The following is a 15,415-nucleotide window of genomic DNA, read 5'->3' as shown; positions in this document are numbered from 1 at the left end:
GCTCGGGTCCTGTTCCTTAGATCGCCGCCATGGCCACCGGCGTGATGAGCACGACGATGATTTCTTTATTGTTCTGGCCATTGACGCCACCACCGAGCAGGAAATTCCTGGGCGTCCCCACCCCTTTAAAATCGAGGTTGTCATCAGTCTGTTCGAAGCCGCTGATGATGAGCGTCTCGTTGGATTTCATGGCGACACGCTGCAGGAAATTGCGGGTATCGAGTTCCGGGGATTCGATACGGCTGCCGTTGCTTTCGATCTGCCGGATGCCACGCAGGGTAGAGATGTCAGTGGAGAACTGCAGCATCACCGTACCATTGGTCAGCACGTGCGGCAGGATGCTCATGTTGAAGCCGGCCGTCACTACGCCCGGGATCAGGGTGGTGGTGGTACCGACCTGCGCCACGATCGACGTCTGCGAAGACTGCAAGTAACTGGTCTGGCGTGCTACCTGCACCGGTACGGGCTGGTTGTTCAGGGTCACGACCGAGGCGGTGGTCTGGCGACGCACCTTGCCCTGTTCGGACAAGGCATTGATCACCGCTGTGGTACCGGAAAACTTGGACGAGCCGACGATACCGGCCGTGAAATTGCCGGAGCCCGGCGAGGCTGGCGTGAAGCTGTTGCTGATGCCGAAGTTCCGGTTCAGGCTGTTGTAGACCGCACTCCAATTGATACCGTATTCGTCGGAATGCGACAGACTTACCGACAGCACCGTCACATTGATGGCGATCTGGCGTGACAGTGCCTTGTTCTCGCCATCGATATAGGCGGCGATCTTGTCCAGCGAATCCGGGGTATCGACGACCGTGATGGCACCGGTGGCCGGCGAGGCCAGTACCTTGCCATAGGGCGAGAGCATGACCTTGATGGCATTCTCAATACCACTGTAGACCGATAGCTTAGAAGCGACCCCTGTGTTCTGGGAATTGTTGGCCGATACGGCACTGCCACTGGAAGTCGCGCTGCCCCCGCCACTGTTACCGCCTCCCGAGACGCCACCGGTGGAGGTCGCACCGCTGGTTACGGTGGCCGTGAAGGTGGAGTCGCCTGGAATGGCATTGATCTGGAAGTTGCGCGACTCCGTGTGGAAGAACTGAATGGTCCCGTCAACGTATTTCCATGAGACGCCGAACCGCGCAGCGGCGGTATCGAGCAAGCCCTTGAGCGAACCATTGGCATAGGAAATTCGTACGCCTGTCGACGCATCTCCCGGCAGGGACAGCAATTGTGGCGTCGGAGCAGAGGGCAGCGGCAGGCGTGCGGCATTGCCGGCCGTCGCGCCCGGTGCTGCTCCCTGGTTATTCTCGCCGGGCAAACCAGGCGGCAGCGGCTGGGTGGCATTGAACCCGGCCGCTCCCGGGCGATTGCGAAATGCCATCCCGGCCACTTCCTGGGTATCGGCGGTGACCCGGCTGGGAATGCCGGTGCGCAAAGTGATGCGCTCGGCCAGCTCGCTTAGCGAATAGAGGGTGCGATCAAAGGTAGTGGGTTCGTAGAAGATGGGCGGTAGCGCCGGTTGCCCCAGCTTGACCACGTTCTTACCCAACCAGATGCCGCTGTCGTGAGTCACCAGCGGCGTGGACGGCATCACCGCGCCTGGTGCGGTGCGGCCGACCTCCTTGACCAGGCTGGCGGTCTTGTCGGTGGTGGCATCGATATCGCTTTCCATCTTGTGTAGCGCGGTGCATCCCCCCATGACGACGACCAACGGTGCCAGCGCCCAGTATTTTGCCTTCATCATTCCGCCCCCTTGGCCGTGATACGCAAGACCTTGTTACCTTGATAGAACATGGCTTTCATCGGGATCTCGGCACTTTCCATGCCGCGTGTCACGGCACCCACCGCTTCCTCGAAACTGCCATGGACAGTGGTGCGGGTCTCGACCGCGTAGTCCACCGGCAGCTCCCACACCAGTTGCCATCCAGCCTTGCTGGCCCAGCGCGCCAGGGCGGCATTGAGGGTCTTGTCAGAGACGATGATTTCCCAGGTCTCCTGTGCATCCGGTGCCGTCGGACTCTGCGGCAGCGCTGCCGGCAGTTGCTCCACATCCGGTGCCGGCGTAGTGGCCCCGCCATTCCTGCCCTTCCCGGCTGCCCGCGTCTTCTGACCATCCAGCTTGGCCAGCATGATCACGCCGTTGTCGCCGGTGGCCAGCCCCGTCGGGGCGGTATCGCAGTCATCAGAGAGGCCGCCCTCGTCCGCCAGCAGGTCGAACCGGCTCGTCACGGGGAACAGATGCTCGGTGGAGGTTTGCGCCTGGGCAGCCTGCAAGCCACCGGCCAACAGGGTGCAACCCAGCGTAAAGGAGAAAATACTTAGTACCCTGTTCATGCATTTGTAAGTAATTTGTTCTGAATACATGACTAACCCTTATGCGTCATTTGGTTGAATTCTTCACCGCCCGATGCTCTTGTCACGGTGTTGCAGCGATACAGAAAGTGTCGTCTGCCCGCAATTTCTCCTCGAATCCAGTGTGGCGACCTTGACTCGGTCGGCATCTGTTCGTTTGATTTCTGGTTGATAGTAAAGAAGATTCAAGACGGAGATTCTCAAAAAATATGACCGGCATTTTCTTAGAATCGTCCCCACCATTTCTTAAAAAGAGCGAACGTTCGATTTCTCACCAAATCGCTCTCACGACCGTCGCCCTCTTGTGCGAGAAGGCTGTATTCACTGCGCGGTCACCTACATCATTCCGACGCCGGCGGGTCGCTTGCACTGGACTCGCGCCCGGGTGGGCAGGCGCAAGCCATTCCCAATGGGGCTGAAAGGGCCAGGTGCGGCAGCAGTGGCGACCGGGGCCGGAGAGGTAACGGGCACAGTGGCGGGAGTCGCGCTGGCCACTGCCGTATCGCTTGCGCCGGCCGCATGCGCCGGCGGTCCCACCGGTAGCACGGGTCCGGTCGTGGAACCGGGGATGCCAGGAGGCAGCGCAGGCATCGGTGTGGCTGGCGCGCCCGGCATTGAAGCAGGCGCAGCGGGGATGGCCGGTACACCCGATTGATCAGGCGACTTTTCCCGCAATGCCTTGGCCGTGGACACATCCAGACCGTCGGTGCCGGTGATGCGTGGCGTGATGAGGAACAGTCGCTCCTTGGTGCTGGTTGACTGCGATTCGCTGCGGAACAGCCCGCCCAGGACCGGCAAGTCTCCCAGGACCGGAACCTTCTGCTTGTTCTTGCTCAATGCCTCGGCCCGATAACCGCCGATCATCAGGGTCTGCTGTGAGTCGATAATGGCCTGGGTGCTGATGGTGGAACGGGTGACGCTGGTCGATACCGTATTGTTGGCATTGCCGGAGTTACCGCTGTCGTTGCTGTCCAATGAGCCATCTTCGATGTCTACTTCCAGTCGCACCCGCGTCTGTCCGCCGTCATGGATGATGCGCGGGATCACGCGCAGCTTGGTCCCGGCGGTGATGTCGGCCAGGTCTGCCACACGCTCGCCCACCAGCGACACGTAGGCGCTTCGGCTCAGGTCGAGCACGGCCGCCACATTGTCCAGAGTCAGTACGGTAGGCGTGGCTAGGACGTGGGCATCGCCATGGGACTCCATGGCCTTGAGTCGCGCATAGAAGCGGGCGGCATTGCTGATGAGCAGCGTGGCCCCGGGTAATGGCAGGTTCATACCTTCCGAGGCCGCAGTGGTGGCATTGATGGTACTGTTGACTGCCCCGGCGCGCACCCCCCATTCCACGCCCATGTCGGAGAGCTTGCTGCGATCGATATCAACGATGAGGGCCTCGATTTCGATCTGCTGCGGCTGGACATCGAGTTCGGCAATCAGCGAGGCGTACATGTCGCGCTTGTTGATGTTGTCGTAGATCATGATGGCATTGAGGCTGGGATCGGCTTCGATGCGCGGACGTCCGTCCTCTTCGCTGGCGCGTCCGGACTCTCCGGCACCAGCGCCGCTGCGACCCGTCTCCATCCCGCCTCCCGGCATCATCAGGTTATTGCCATTGCCCATCGGCGCAGAAAACAGCGGCCCCAGACCCTCGCTGGCGCTATCGCCAATGGCAGCGCGCTCATTTTTGGGCAGGCGCGATCGTTTATTGCTGGCGGCATCGAAGCGTGGCGTGGAACCGCTCAGTTTCTCACCACTGTTGGGACCGAACAGCAGGTTACTTAGGATGGTCTTGATACCGGGAATGGTCTCGGTCTTGCCGCGCGAGGTGATGACACGGTCCATCGCCGTGGCGTACTTGAGGCGGAACATCATGATCTGCCGTCCCTTGCGGGGCACTTTTCTGTCACTGGCGGGCAGCAGCACATTACGGGCCAGATCGACATAGCTGCGCGGGCCGCTGACAATGACCACGCCCTCATCCGGCAGCTCGCCCCAACCGAACCGCTCGTCATACAGACCCAAGCCGACCAGCGCAGCCTTGGCATCCTGCACGGCATCCTCACCTACCTCCAGCCGCTCGGAGGTGTTGTCGCTGGCCGCGGCGACGTAGAGCGTGTTGTTGTAGACGAACCAGCGAAACTTGTAGGTCGCACCGAGCCGGTTGAGAAACTCGATACCGTTGTCGGCTTTGAGTCGTCCTTTCACCAGGCGGTCGCCCTCGCCGCTCATCGACAGCCGGACCCCATAGGTACGGGAAAAATCCTCCAGCACACCAGTGAGCGTCATGCCGCTGGCATTGATGGAAAAACCGCTGTCCTTCCATGCTGCGGGTACTGCCGCATGCAGTGTCGTCCCCCACAGCAGCAACGCCACCAGCAAGATGCCCATGCCCCACGATTTGATCAACTCGCGGATATTCATTTCATTCCCCCGGACTGAAACAACAGTTTGTAGAAGCGTTCTTCATCGCGCCTGGCGTGTTTGTCATGGCTGGCAGGTGTGCGGGACAAGGCGGCACGCCACAAGGCCAGCTGGTTGAGCAGCTGCTCCAGCGGCTCTGCCAGGTCTGACCAGCCGCTTGCACCGGCCACCCAGCGCGACAGTACCAGTCCGGCCTCCGGCTCCCAGCCCAGACCTGCTTCGAATTCTCTGGCGCTCTGGAAACTCACACGCATGGCCTCGGCCAGTGCGCTGTCGCTGGGTCGACCGCCGAGGTAGACGCCAAGCTCGGCGCCTTCCTTCCGTACCCGCAGAAACACCGTCTCGCCATCGATGACGACCGGTTCGTCCGGCGGCAGGGTCTGCAGCCAGTGGTCTGGGCTCTCGGGGGACATCGTGTTACTTGGTTTCGTTGAGGACGGTTTTCAACGGCTTTTGCAGCAGATTGAACTGGGCGCTCATGGCGCTTTTGGTGACGGATTGCTTTTGCAGCAGATCCATGAAGGCAGCTGGATCAGGCATTTCGCCATCGGCCTGCTGGCGGTTGAAGTCGTTGATCTTCTGGCTGATCTCATCGAACTTCTTGTCCATGTGGCGCAGATTCTGCAGTACCGGATTGCTCGACATGACACTCATCTCCTCATGTGGATGACAGGGGGCGTACGGCAGATAGGTGGCAGCGGTCAGGACTTCAGTTCGGATTTTTTGCGAGGTCGCTATCGGCCGGGCCGATGCGCTCTACCACCGCAGCTCATGACGGGGCTTGCGGTTTGAGGTGAGTGCTGGCACCGGCCAGACCATCGCGCAAGGCCTGCACCGCCAGTGCGAAGTCGCTGCGCCACTCCCCGCTGGCCGCCTCCAGCCGGCAACTGCCGGGGGGCAGCGCGGGATCGGTCTGGATCTCCCAGGGCGAAGCCGGCAGCAGCGGCTGGTCGTCCGGATGGACCCACAATACTGCCTCATGCAGCTTGGCTGGTGCCTCCTGCCGTACCCTGCGCAGCATGGCGGCGATGCGGTCGCGCGGGGTAAGCTCCAGCAGCAGGCGCTCTATGACGTCCTGCGCCAGTTCCACGACCACTTGTTCGATGCGCTCCAGCATGTCGTACTGCGCTCGCTGCAAGCCGTCAAGCAACGCAGTACCACGTTGCGCGACTTCTTCCTGCTGTCGCTTCACGGCGTGCTGCGCCTCTTCTGCGGCCTGTTCGCGGACCAGTTCAGCCTCGTCGCGGGCCTGCGCCAGCATCTGCGCTGCCAGTTGTGCCGCATCGCTGGTCACGGTCAGACCGGTCAGACGCAGCACACCGTGGTGCGCACGCAGATGATCCGGCATGGTCACACGTTGCACCGCAAAGTCGCTCATGGGTCGTCACTTTCATAAAACGCGGGTCGATATCATCCTTGTTGCGCGCGCATGCAACAGGACTGCCAACACCGCAAGGCACGCCGGGCGGCGGCGGCTGATTCGGATACCGGCGGATGAGCCGCAGCGGGCAAGGCGCTGTCGATGCGGCTGCGCTCGGAGTGATCCAGCAAGCCGCGCAAGCGCGCCCACATGCCGGGAAAATGCTGTTCCAGCCGCCAGGCCAGTTCGGCCAGTCCGACCAGCACAGCGTCTGCCTGCCCGTCGTCGTACCTGCTGATCCCAGGGACGCAGCGCGTCAGCGGCTGGGCCAGCGAGACGCGCTGACACCAGGTCTGTTGGTCCCGCGCCAGCGTACCGAGAACCGACTGTTGGCGCTCACGCGCGGCGAACAGGCCGCCGAACAGCCCGGCACGGTGGCGCAACTCCTCCCCCTGCTGGCTGGCTGCACTCTGCCAGCCAGGTTCGAACAGGCGCGGCAAGTCCGGGGCCAGCGCGGCGCGTTCACACCAGGCGCGATAACTGTCGCGCTTGGCCACCAGGGTCGCGCTCATCCCCGGCAGGACGGGCAGCTCAAAGTATTGCCAGGGGGCGAACCACCAGTCGAGAAAGGCCTGACTCAAGATCGGCGATGCTGGGTCGGCAAGCAGATCTTTCACGATTTTCCCTGCCCTGCCTTGCCTGCCGTCGCAGCTGCGGCTGCGGGGGCTGGCGAAGTCGGCGTTGCCGTAGTCGCACTCGGCTCGCTGGGATCTGCGGACTTGGCCTTGCGCATCGCTAGCCGGGCGATCATCAACATAAGCTTGGGATTTCGCTGTACGTGCAGCAATACCAGCCAGCCGCCCACCAGCAGGACCAGCAAGACCAGCCCCAGCAGGGTCAGGCCAAGCGCCCTCACCGACGAGACAGCCACCACGAAGGGACCCAGAGTGGTCCATTCGATACCCGCCGTGGCTGCCTCACCGGGCATCATCACCACCGAGACCTTGGCACGTCCCTCCTCGCCGCTTAGGCCGGGAATACTGGAGGCCACCAGCTTGCGGATGCGCGGCATGACCATATCCTCGTCCAGCGGTGCACGATATTTGACGAATACCGCTGCTGACGACGGCTGAATCGGTTCGCCCGGTGCAATCCGCTCCGGCAGGACGACATGGACGCGCGCCGAGATGACATGGTCGAACTGCTGCAGCGTTGATTCCAGTTCCTCGGAGAGCCCATGAATGTAGCGGATACGCTCCTCCATGGGGGTGGAAATCATCCCCTGCTTCTTGAACACCTCGCCCAGGTTGGACAGGCTGCGGCGCGGCAGGCCAGCCTCGTTCATGGTCTCGGTGGCGCGCGAGAGATCATCCTCCTTGACGATCAGGGTCACGCCTTCCTTGCTCTTCTGCTTCTCGACACTGATGCCCTTGCGATTGAGCACCAGAACGATTTCGTTGGCATCGCCATCGGACAGGCCGGCCTGCAGATTGACCGATCGGGAGCAGGCCGATAGCAGAAGCAGCAGCACCAGGATCGCTCCCAGGCGCGGCAGCTGTGCCAGCAGCCGGTTACTGCACCGTGATGGCGAGCGCAGGGAGAGGACATTGGCTAGTGAGCGAAAGCGCATGGCTTATTGCAGCTTGGTGAGAGAATCAACCGAGGTCACCGCCTTGGAGACGACCTTGGAGACGGTCTGCACCCGTAGCTGGAAATCATTGAGTGCCATCATCGCTTTCATCAACTGCATGGAGTCACCGGTGCGGGTGGCTTGTTCCAGCAGCTTGGAGACGTACTGCTGGTCCTGCTTGATCTCCGCCGCCAGGTGCGTGGTGCGGCCAACGATGGCCGAACCCAGGGAGGCGTTGTCGGTCTTGATATGCGCCGGATCGTTGTTCAGATGGCGCGCCAGGGCCGCACGGAAATCGCTGCTGTCGGCCGCATTGACGGGCTGCAAGTCCAGCATCACGTTGTTGTTCTTGCCCAGCGTTTCAAAGGAATAGCCGGCGCTGCCAGCCTCGGTCATCACACTCATGTTTTCGCCTCTCCAGGAAATGGCCGCTCTTGACTCCTTCCTGTGTGGTCGCTGGCGCGCCGCTGGTTCCGCCCCTGCCCGTGATCAGAAATCGGGGAGCAGGTCGCACAATTGCCCGCCGCAGCCCAGCGGCGAGGAAGGATCACAGAACCCGGACTGCAGGCAGCGACGTTGCCGCTGGCTCGGCGACAGGGGGGCACCGGGCGCAATCAGTGGCGGCCTGATGATGCGAGAAGTTCGCAGGAACACCGCGACTTGGGTGTAGTTCAATGCAAGATGATGGGCGCGATCACCGCTGCCGATGATGCTCTCTTCGCCATCGCCGCGCCCGGTGCCGCCCGTGGCGAGGCCGACCTTGTCATCCGACGGGCTATCCGTTTCGTCCAGCAGCAGACCGCCAGCCTCCTGGGACCTTGCTTCGGTGCCAGGAGAGGAAGACAGTGCGGCCGCCGGCATATCGCCGATGATCTCCAGCTGGACGGTGCAATTGAAACCGGTGATGTCACTGATGCCGGTATGTGCTGCACTGTTCTCCGAGCTGTCGCGACCTTCCCTGGCGCTGCTCACGCGCACCCGGGTGATGGTCTGGCTTAGCGTGGCCTTGATGGTGCGTCGGGGCAGGCTTTCGCGGGCTGTCCCAGGAGTGCTCGGCTGCTCGGCACTGCAGAGATGCTCGGTCATTTTCATCATGGTGGCATTTCGGATGAATCCGGCTTGATGCCGTAGCTTTCCAACTCGACGTGGCGGTCGGTCCGGGCACTGGCCACCAGCTCATGCACCACGGCATAGACATGAGCGACGGCCTCGTAACTTTCTCTCGGAATCACCGTATCCTCATCGCAATGGGCGTACAGGTGGCGGGCCAGCCAGACATGGCGAATCACCGGAATGCCGCATTCGCGCGCGCGCCGGATCATGGCCCGGGCCGTCTCGTTCTTGCCTTTGGCCAGTACCTGCGGAACCATCTGTTGGCCCGCATCGTAGTAAAGGGCCACCGCGAAGTGGGTGGGATTGACCACCACGGCGTTGGCATTGGCGGTCTTGGCCGCCGGTGCCTCGTTGGCCCACTGACGCGCCAGCCGCTTGCGCTGCCCCTTGATGAGCGGATCGCCCTCGGACTCCTTGTGCTCGCGTTTAATTTCCTCCTTGTCCATCATGAGTTCCTTCTTGTGGAAGTATTTCTGGATGGCAAAATCGACCATGCCGATACACAGACAGACCACGATGACGACGTGGAAAATGGACCGCAGGATCGTCAGAAAACCGTAATAGCTGTCCTTGGGATCGCCGCTGGAGAGAGAAACGATGTTCGCCAGATTCCCGCGCACCAGCACGTAGACGATCCAGCCGATCAACAGCGCCTTACCCACGGTGGTCATCAGCTCTACCAGCTTCTTCTTGGAGATGATCTGCTTGAGACCATTGACCGGATTGAGCTTGTCGAACTTGGGCGTAAGCGCCTCGCTGGCCACCAGCATCCCGAACTGACCCCAGTGCGCGGCCACGCCAATGACGATGCAGACCACAAAGCAGGTGGCCACGACGATGGCCACGAAGATGCCGGCCGAACTGAGGATGGACATGGCGACCGGGATGAAATCCTGTCCCACTCCATGGATGCCGGCATCCATCAGGTTGGAGATGGCACCGCGCCAGAGTGATTCGGTGGCCAAGGCCAGCTCGGCCACCACCACCAGCATGGCCAGCCGCGCCAGGTCCCGACTGACAGCGATCTGGCCCTTCTTCCTGGCATCCTCGATCTTCTTATGGGTAGGTTCTTCGTTCTTTTCGTCGCTCATCGTTTCCCCGCATCGCTCAGGCTGGCCAGCAAATCCAGCAGGTGGGCAAAATCACCGGTGACGTGATGGGAAAAAGTGGCCCAGTACATCAGCAGAATCAGCAAGCCGACCAGGCTCTTGATGGGGGCCGACGCAAAGGAGACCTGCAGATTGGAGGCGAATACGCCGATGATGGCGAAGGCGAATTCGATGAGCATCAGGGGAATGATGACCGGCGCACCGTAAACCACGACATACCACAGGAACTCACCGAAACGTGTGACCAGGACATCGAAATGCCCTGCATCAAAAGGTGGCAGCAAGGTGTAGGCAGGCCATAGGGCATAGCTCTCCAGCAGGATCCGCGCCAGAGCCGAAAACAGTCCTGCCTGCACCATCACCAGCACCACCGCCTGCAGCAGCATGGCACCGAGGGCACTGGCATCACGGTCGACGCTGGCGTTGTTGGCCTGGATCTGGATGGGGGAGCGCTGCATGTCGAAGATAGATCCGATAGACTGCGTGACCCACAGCGGGAGCGCCATCAGAACACCGAACAGCAGACCGATCATGGCTTCCTTGAAGGCCAGCATGGCCGAGAGCAGGAAATCGGGAACGCGGTCCTGTACGAACAGAAAGGTCGGTACCGCGGCTGGCAGCGCAATGGCCATGGCGGTGGCGTTCTTGGCCATCCCGGTCAGCACGTTCAGGCCGAAACCGGGAAGGATCACCAGGCACACCAGCACGCGCGGCGTGACGATGGCAACGGTCACCATCACCGCATGCAGGTCGATCAGGGTGGAGGATTGCATGGGGACCGCCGTCTTAGCGGCCGATGTCGGGAACCATGGTCATGGCCAGATCCGCCAGCCGCAGCAGTTCAACACCGATCCAGCGGCCCATGGTTGCCAGCGTGACGGCCACCGCCACCAGCTTGACCACATAGGGCAGCGTCTGGTCCTGGATCTGGGTCACCGCCTGGATCAATGAGACCGCTACGCCGCACAGCGTAGCAATGACCAGCGGCGGTGCCGACATCATCACTGCCATCCACAGGCCTTGCTGGAAGAAATTGAGCGTATCAGCCATGTTCGCTTTCTCGTGAAATTGCGCCGATCCGGTAGGTCCTGTCAGACATAGGACAGCGCCAGCGCGTTGAGCAACTTGCCCCAGCCGGCCACCAGTGTGAAGAGCAGCAGCTTGAGGGGAATGGTGATGGTCTGCGGACTGACCTGCTGCATACCCAGCGCCATCAAGAGATTCGAAATCAGCAGGTCGATGATCACGAATGGGATATAGATCAGAAACCCGATCTCATAGCCGGCCTGCAGTTCCGATACCACGAACGCCGGGATCAGAATGAGCGCATCGCTGGGGCGAGCCTCCTTGGCCACGTCCTTGGGCCAGAGCTTCTTGGCCGATGCAAGAAACAGCTCGCGCTGCTCCGGTCGGCTGACTTTCATCATGAATTTGCGCAGTGGCTCGAAGGATTCCTGTGCTCTCACCAACAATGGCGTGGTCCGTGAAGCGACCGGCGAGGACTCCGTCTGTAATGCGTGTACCCCGATTTCCTGTACCGTCGGGGCCATAATGAACACGCTTAACGCCAGTGAGATGCCATAGATCGCCAGTGTCGGTGGCACCTGCTGCACCCCGATGGCGTTGCGCAGGACCAGCAACACCAAGGAAATCTTCAGGAACGAGGTAGTGGTCACCACCAGCAGCGGGATCAGCGCCAGCAGGGCCAGCAGGACAGAAAACGAGACGACGTCAAACTGATTGTTCAGCATGCCCCACCCCAGTGGACGATACGAATGCCCAGCGCACCATCCACATCCACCACTTCGCCTTGTCCTACCCGGCGGCCTCCGCAAAAGATGCCGATATCGCCAGGCTGGCCGGACTGCAAGGCAAGAATCGATTGCGGTGCCAGACTGCGCAGTGCTCCCAGCGGCAAGGTAATGCGTCCCAGTTCAAAGGCCAGCGTCAGCGACAACTCTTCAAGCGTGGCCGGCGCGTCGTCGTCCGTAGCGCTCTCCCCTGCGGATGAATCCGCCGCTGCGCCATAATCGAGATCCTCTGCTGATTCCATATCCAAGCCTGACTCCGATGAGATGAGTTGCAGTTGCGCGGGAGCGAGATAACGTACACGCCAGCTGCGCCCGGCCAGATTGAGCCTGCCCGTGCCATTGCTCTGGAAGGCCGGACGGGAGGGCAAGATGATGTCCCCCGGTGCCAGTGCGGCGCAGGCAGCATCGCTTAGTCGGTGCCATCCGAGCACCACGGGTTGGCACCACGGGATCGCCAAAAAATCGTCTTCCGATGCGCGCAACGCGGTGAGATCACAGTCCTCCAGCAAGCGCAGCAAGGTTTGCGGTGCCGCGTGCAGCCGGCCCAGCATCAAATGAGCGTCTTGCTGCAGGCTCAATTCCAGGGTACAGACCTGCGATGTGTCGGCTATCGGTGCAACCCTAATCTGTGCTGTCCGGCACGGCAGGCTGCCCTGCAATCTGGCGGCCACGGCAGCGGTCAGCCACGGTGGACATTCCTGCGCTGATTGAGCGGCCAGTGCTGCCGTAAGGTCGATGCCGGTGAGTACGCGCAACCAGCGTATGCCGTCGTCCAGCCATACGGAGCCGGCCGGTCCCGACAGCAGGAGCGCAATGTCTGGTGTTTGTGCCACCGCATTGGCTGTGGCCAGACGCAGCGTCAGCTCGGCGTCCTGGTCCGGCAGCACCATAAGTAACCCACGTCCGACCTTGCGCGTCAGTGCCGCCAGGCTGGAAGAAACCTTGGGTGCGCGGCGCAGAAGAGGATTCGTGGTCAATCGGGCAGACTCGCCGTTCTGCTCCGCCAGGTCGCCGGAAACGGTATCGGGCATGAATGGGGCATCCTGCTGCATGGTTGATCGTGGGGGCCTGCACTGCGGCTGGCTCCGGGCTATTGGCCATCCGGCTAGAGCACGGCCAGTCGCACGCTTCTGCCCATACGTCGCGCCAGTCCCTTTTCCAGTTCCAATCTTTTGCCAAGCAGGATCTGGCGCAGCCGATCGCTCCCGGCCGCCAGCAGGAACGAGGCCAGCGACTCTCTCAGGTCGGTCAGCACGGCCAGCGTCTCGCCTCCGGGCAGCATGACCTCGAAGACGCCGCTCTGTGCCTGTACGGGCAGCAGATCGAGCAAGGCCTCGGTATCGAAATTCGACGTCGCGTCCGTGCTGCCCAGTCCCTCTTCGGACTGGCTGTCGTCCTCCCCCGAGTGCCCCTGCTCTCTGCCCTCGGGCATCACGAAGCAGCCCTCCATACGGGCCGCATCACTGGCGCTGGCGGGCGTGCGTTCGCCGCTGCCCGACATGGCGGAACGTTCCCGGGTCACCCGCCGGGGGCTCTCGGGCGCACGTGGACGCAGATTGCTCTGCGTAGCGGGCTGACCATGCGAGAGAGCTGCTGCCGGGGCCGGCCGTACCGGCGGCAAGTGCGTCGTGAATGGCGGCGCGCGATTGGCCGGTGAGCGCTGTACGGGCAGCGGTTCGCCATAGATGCGCTCCAAGACCGAGGAAATTGTTTGAGGTGGCATTCTTCATTGCTCCATCATCTGCGCCTGCGCGCGCATTTCGTCACGCAAGACGCACAGTTTTTCCTGCTGCCGATTGGCTTCCAGCACCTTGCGCCGTGCCTCGAAAAAGACGCTGCGGGCCTGCCGGCAACGTTGTACCCATTCCTGGCAGCGCAGATACAATTGGGCGCTTTCCGCCTGCATGCGCTTGTACAGTGCCTTGGCACGATTGAATTGCCCGGTGGTCAGTGTCATCTGCATGAATTCACGGCGCGATTGCTGCCACTGCGCCTGGGTGCGGGCCATCATGTCCCGCCAGAGTTCCCGTGCCTGCCGCAATTGATTGCGTGAAGCCCGCCAGGCCTGGCGGGCTTCGTTGCGTTCGCGCTCCAGACGCCCGAGACGCTGCTTGCGCACATGGAGCAACTGATCCAGCCGCCGGTCCTCGCGTTTGCGTTCGGGTACATCGATGACCTCACGGCGGCTGCGACGCCCGATCCCATCCGCGATCTGATGCGCAGTCGTCATGCCTGCAATTCCATGAGCTTGTCGAGCGTCGGCTGGAACGGGTCACTGCTGCTGGTATCCTGGCGCAGGAAGGCCAGTTGCTCGGCCCGCAGCTTGACGGCGCGGTCGGCCACCGGGTCGGTACCGCTCTTGTACTCGCCCAGCCGGATGAGCAGCTCCATCTCCTGATAGCGCGCCATCAGTTCCCGGAAATGCGATGCGGCCTTGCGATGCTCACGAGTGGTCACATTGCTCATCACCCGGCTGATGCTGGCCAGCACATCGATGGCCGGGTAATGCCCCTGCTCGGCAAGCTTGCGGGTCAGCAGAATATGGCCATCCAGCAGCGACTTGGCTTCGTCGCCGATGGGATCCGACGCCGATTCACCATCGACCAGCACCGTGTACATCGCCGTAATCGAACCCTGCGGGGTCCCCCCGGCTCGCTCGATCAGGCGTGGCAGCATGGTGTAGACCGAGGGCGTGAAGCCGCCCCGGGCCGGTGGCTCACCGGCGGCCAGACCGATTTCGCGCTGGGCACGGGCAAATCGGGTCAGTGAGTCCACCAGCAGCAATACCTTCATGCCACGATCGCGGAAAGCCTCGGCGATGGCGGTGGCGGTAAAGGCCGCGCGCGCCCGTTCCATCGAGGTCCGGTCGGAAGTCGCACAGACCACCACGGTCTTGCGGATCAATTCGGCATCCAGTTCATGTTCCAGGAATTCGTTGAGCTCTCGGCCACGCTCGCCGATCAGTCCGAAGACAATGGCCTGGGCTTCACAGCCGCGCGCAATGGCCGCCATCAGCGTGGTCTTGCCGCATCCTGGCCCCGCAAAGACGCCGATACGCTGTCCGGTCCCCATGGTCAGCAGACCGTCGATGGCCCGCACGCCCGTGGCCAGCGGCACCGAGATGCGTGGCCGGTCGGTAGCCTTGGGGGCGTCGCGCATGACTGGCGACATCGCGCGCCAGGTGGCCACGTTCTCCGCCGCTGCCGGCGCGCGGAACATCCAGCGACCGAATCCGTCCAGCACGCAACCGAACAGGTGATCCCCGACCTCGATGCTGTGGGCGCGCCGCAAGGGTTCAATGACGGTACTGCTTGAGACCCCCTCCAGCGGACTCAAGGCCGACAGGATCGCCGCCTTGTCGGTGAAGCCCACCACTTCGGCCAGGATCGGCGGACTTTCGACGTGCGGGTCGCGCAGATGGCAAAGCTCGCCGATCTGGACCGGCGGCATGTGCGCTTCCACCAAGGTGCCCAGCACCTGCGACACCTTGCCGAAACTGACGAAACCCGGACGCACAGGCAGACTCTGGCGCCATACCCCGAGCTGCTGGCGGATATGCTGCAGTTTCCTCTCCAGCGGATCGGCCTCGTTGACGGCTGCGGTTGTGCTTGTCATCGGG

Annotated in this window: 18 protein-coding genes; all 18 read right to left on the bottom strand. The window is 62.2% G+C overall.

Annotated elements, in window-relative coordinates:
* Positions 1-16: 16 nt before the first annotated feature.
* The 18 genes from pilN to ACWFUC_RS17215 all read right to left on the bottom strand — a co-directional run bounded on the left by pilN (position 17) and on the right by ACWFUC_RS17215 (position 15,411).
* Complete coding sequence (gene pilN / locus ACWFUC_RS17300; protein WP_489625553.1) at positions 17-1,741, bottom strand: PilN family type IVB pilus formation outer membrane protein; 1,725 nt, start codon at positions 1,739-1,741, stop codon at positions 17-19.
* Complete coding sequence (locus tag ACWFUC_RS17295; RefSeq protein WP_259435126.1) at positions 1,741-2,334, bottom strand: toxin co-regulated pilus biosynthesis Q family protein; 594 nt, start codon at positions 2,332-2,334, stop codon at positions 1,741-1,743. Before ACWFUC_RS17295 ends, pilN begins: the two co-directional genes overlap by 1 nt.
* A 354-nt stretch (positions 2,335-2,688) precedes the next feature.
* Complete coding sequence (gene sctC, locus ACWFUC_RS17290; RefSeq protein ID WP_489625516.1) at positions 2,689-4,773, bottom strand: type III secretion system outer membrane ring subunit SctC; 2,085 nt, start codon at positions 4,771-4,773, stop codon at positions 2,689-2,691.
* Positions 4,770-5,186: a hypothetical protein gene (locus ACWFUC_RS17285; RefSeq protein ID WP_489625515.1), complete on the bottom strand. Its 417-nt coding sequence runs from the start codon at positions 5,184-5,186 to the stop codon at positions 4,770-4,772. Before ACWFUC_RS17285 ends, sctC begins: the two co-directional genes overlap by 4 nt.
* 4 nt (positions 5,187-5,190) lie before the next feature.
* Positions 5,191-5,418 carry a hypothetical protein gene (locus ACWFUC_RS17280; protein WP_017453244.1) on the bottom strand — a complete coding sequence of 76 codons (228 nt, stop codon included), beginning with the start codon at positions 5,416-5,418 and terminating at the stop codon, positions 5,191-5,193.
* 124 nt (positions 5,419-5,542) lie between these two features.
* On the bottom strand, positions 5,543-6,151 hold the full coding sequence (locus tag ACWFUC_RS17275) for a FliH/SctL family protein (protein ID WP_489625514.1): 609 nt from the start codon (positions 6,149-6,151) through the stop codon (positions 5,543-5,545).
* Positions 6,152-6,183: 32 nt separating this feature from the next.
* Entirely contained in the window at positions 6,184-6,774 is a 591-nt protein-coding gene (locus tag ACWFUC_RS17270; RefSeq protein WP_489637217.1) for a hypothetical protein, read from the bottom strand.
* 32 nt (positions 6,775-6,806) lie between these two features.
* The gene (gene sctJ, locus ACWFUC_RS17265) at positions 6,807-7,664 is read right to left on the bottom strand and encodes a type III secretion system inner membrane ring lipoprotein SctJ (RefSeq protein ID WP_489625512.1); all 858 of its coding nucleotides are present in this window, start codon (positions 7,662-7,664) and stop codon (positions 6,807-6,809) included.
* Positions 7,665-7,766: 102 nt separating this feature from the next.
* Positions 7,767-8,168, bottom strand: coding sequence for an EscI/YscI/HrpB family type III secretion system inner rod protein (locus ACWFUC_RS17260; protein WP_204725546.1), 402 nt, complete (start codon positions 8,166-8,168; stop codon positions 7,767-7,769).
* An 84-nt stretch (positions 8,169-8,252) separates the two neighbouring features.
* Entirely contained in the window at positions 8,253-8,858 is a 606-nt protein-coding gene (locus ACWFUC_RS17255) for a hypothetical protein (protein WP_489625511.1), read from the bottom strand.
* Positions 8,855-9,967, bottom strand: a complete 1,113-nt coding sequence (sctU, locus tag ACWFUC_RS17250) for a type III secretion system export apparatus subunit SctU (RefSeq protein ID WP_489625510.1) — start codon at positions 9,965-9,967, stop codon at positions 8,855-8,857. The genes ACWFUC_RS17255 and sctU overlap by 4 nt, the downstream gene beginning before the upstream one ends.
* A complete protein-coding gene (gene sctT / locus ACWFUC_RS17245; protein WP_489625509.1) occupies positions 9,964-10,758 on the bottom strand; it encodes a type III secretion system export apparatus subunit SctT in 795 nt (264 codons plus the stop codon). Before sctT ends, sctU begins: the two co-directional genes overlap by 4 nt.
* A gap of 13 nt (positions 10,759-10,771) precedes the next feature.
* Complete coding sequence (gene sctS, locus ACWFUC_RS17240) at positions 10,772-11,035, bottom strand: type III secretion system export apparatus subunit SctS (protein WP_204725542.1); 264 nt, start codon at positions 11,033-11,035, stop codon at positions 10,772-10,774.
* A 41-nt stretch (positions 11,036-11,076) separates the two neighbouring features.
* Positions 11,077-11,736 (bottom strand): type III secretion system export apparatus subunit SctR, encoded by a 660-nt coding sequence (gene sctR / locus ACWFUC_RS17235; protein WP_204725541.1) that lies wholly within the window; start codon positions 11,734-11,736, stop codon positions 11,077-11,079.
* Positions 11,730-12,827, bottom strand: a complete 1,098-nt coding sequence (sctQ, locus tag ACWFUC_RS17230; RefSeq protein ID WP_489625508.1) for a type III secretion system cytoplasmic ring protein SctQ — start codon at positions 12,825-12,827, stop codon at positions 11,730-11,732. Before sctQ ends, sctR begins: the two co-directional genes overlap by 7 nt.
* Positions 12,828-12,901: 74 nt before the next feature.
* Positions 12,902-13,519 (bottom strand): hypothetical protein, encoded by a 618-nt coding sequence (locus ACWFUC_RS17225; protein WP_259435120.1) that lies wholly within the window; start codon positions 13,517-13,519, stop codon positions 12,902-12,904.
* A gap of 3 nt (positions 13,520-13,522) precedes the next feature.
* Positions 13,523-14,026, bottom strand: a complete 504-nt coding sequence (locus tag ACWFUC_RS17220; RefSeq protein WP_204725539.1) for a hypothetical protein — start codon at positions 14,024-14,026, stop codon at positions 13,523-13,525.
* A complete protein-coding gene (locus ACWFUC_RS17215) occupies positions 14,023-15,411 on the bottom strand; it encodes a FliI/YscN family ATPase (protein WP_204725538.1) in 1,389 nt (462 codons plus the stop codon). The genes ACWFUC_RS17220 and ACWFUC_RS17215 overlap by 4 nt, the downstream gene beginning before the upstream one ends.
* Positions 15,412-15,415: the final 4 nt, after the last annotated feature.

The organism is Herbaspirillum sp. Her4 (assembly GCF_057961335.1).
This window is presented reverse-complemented; position numbering and strand designations above follow the sequence as displayed.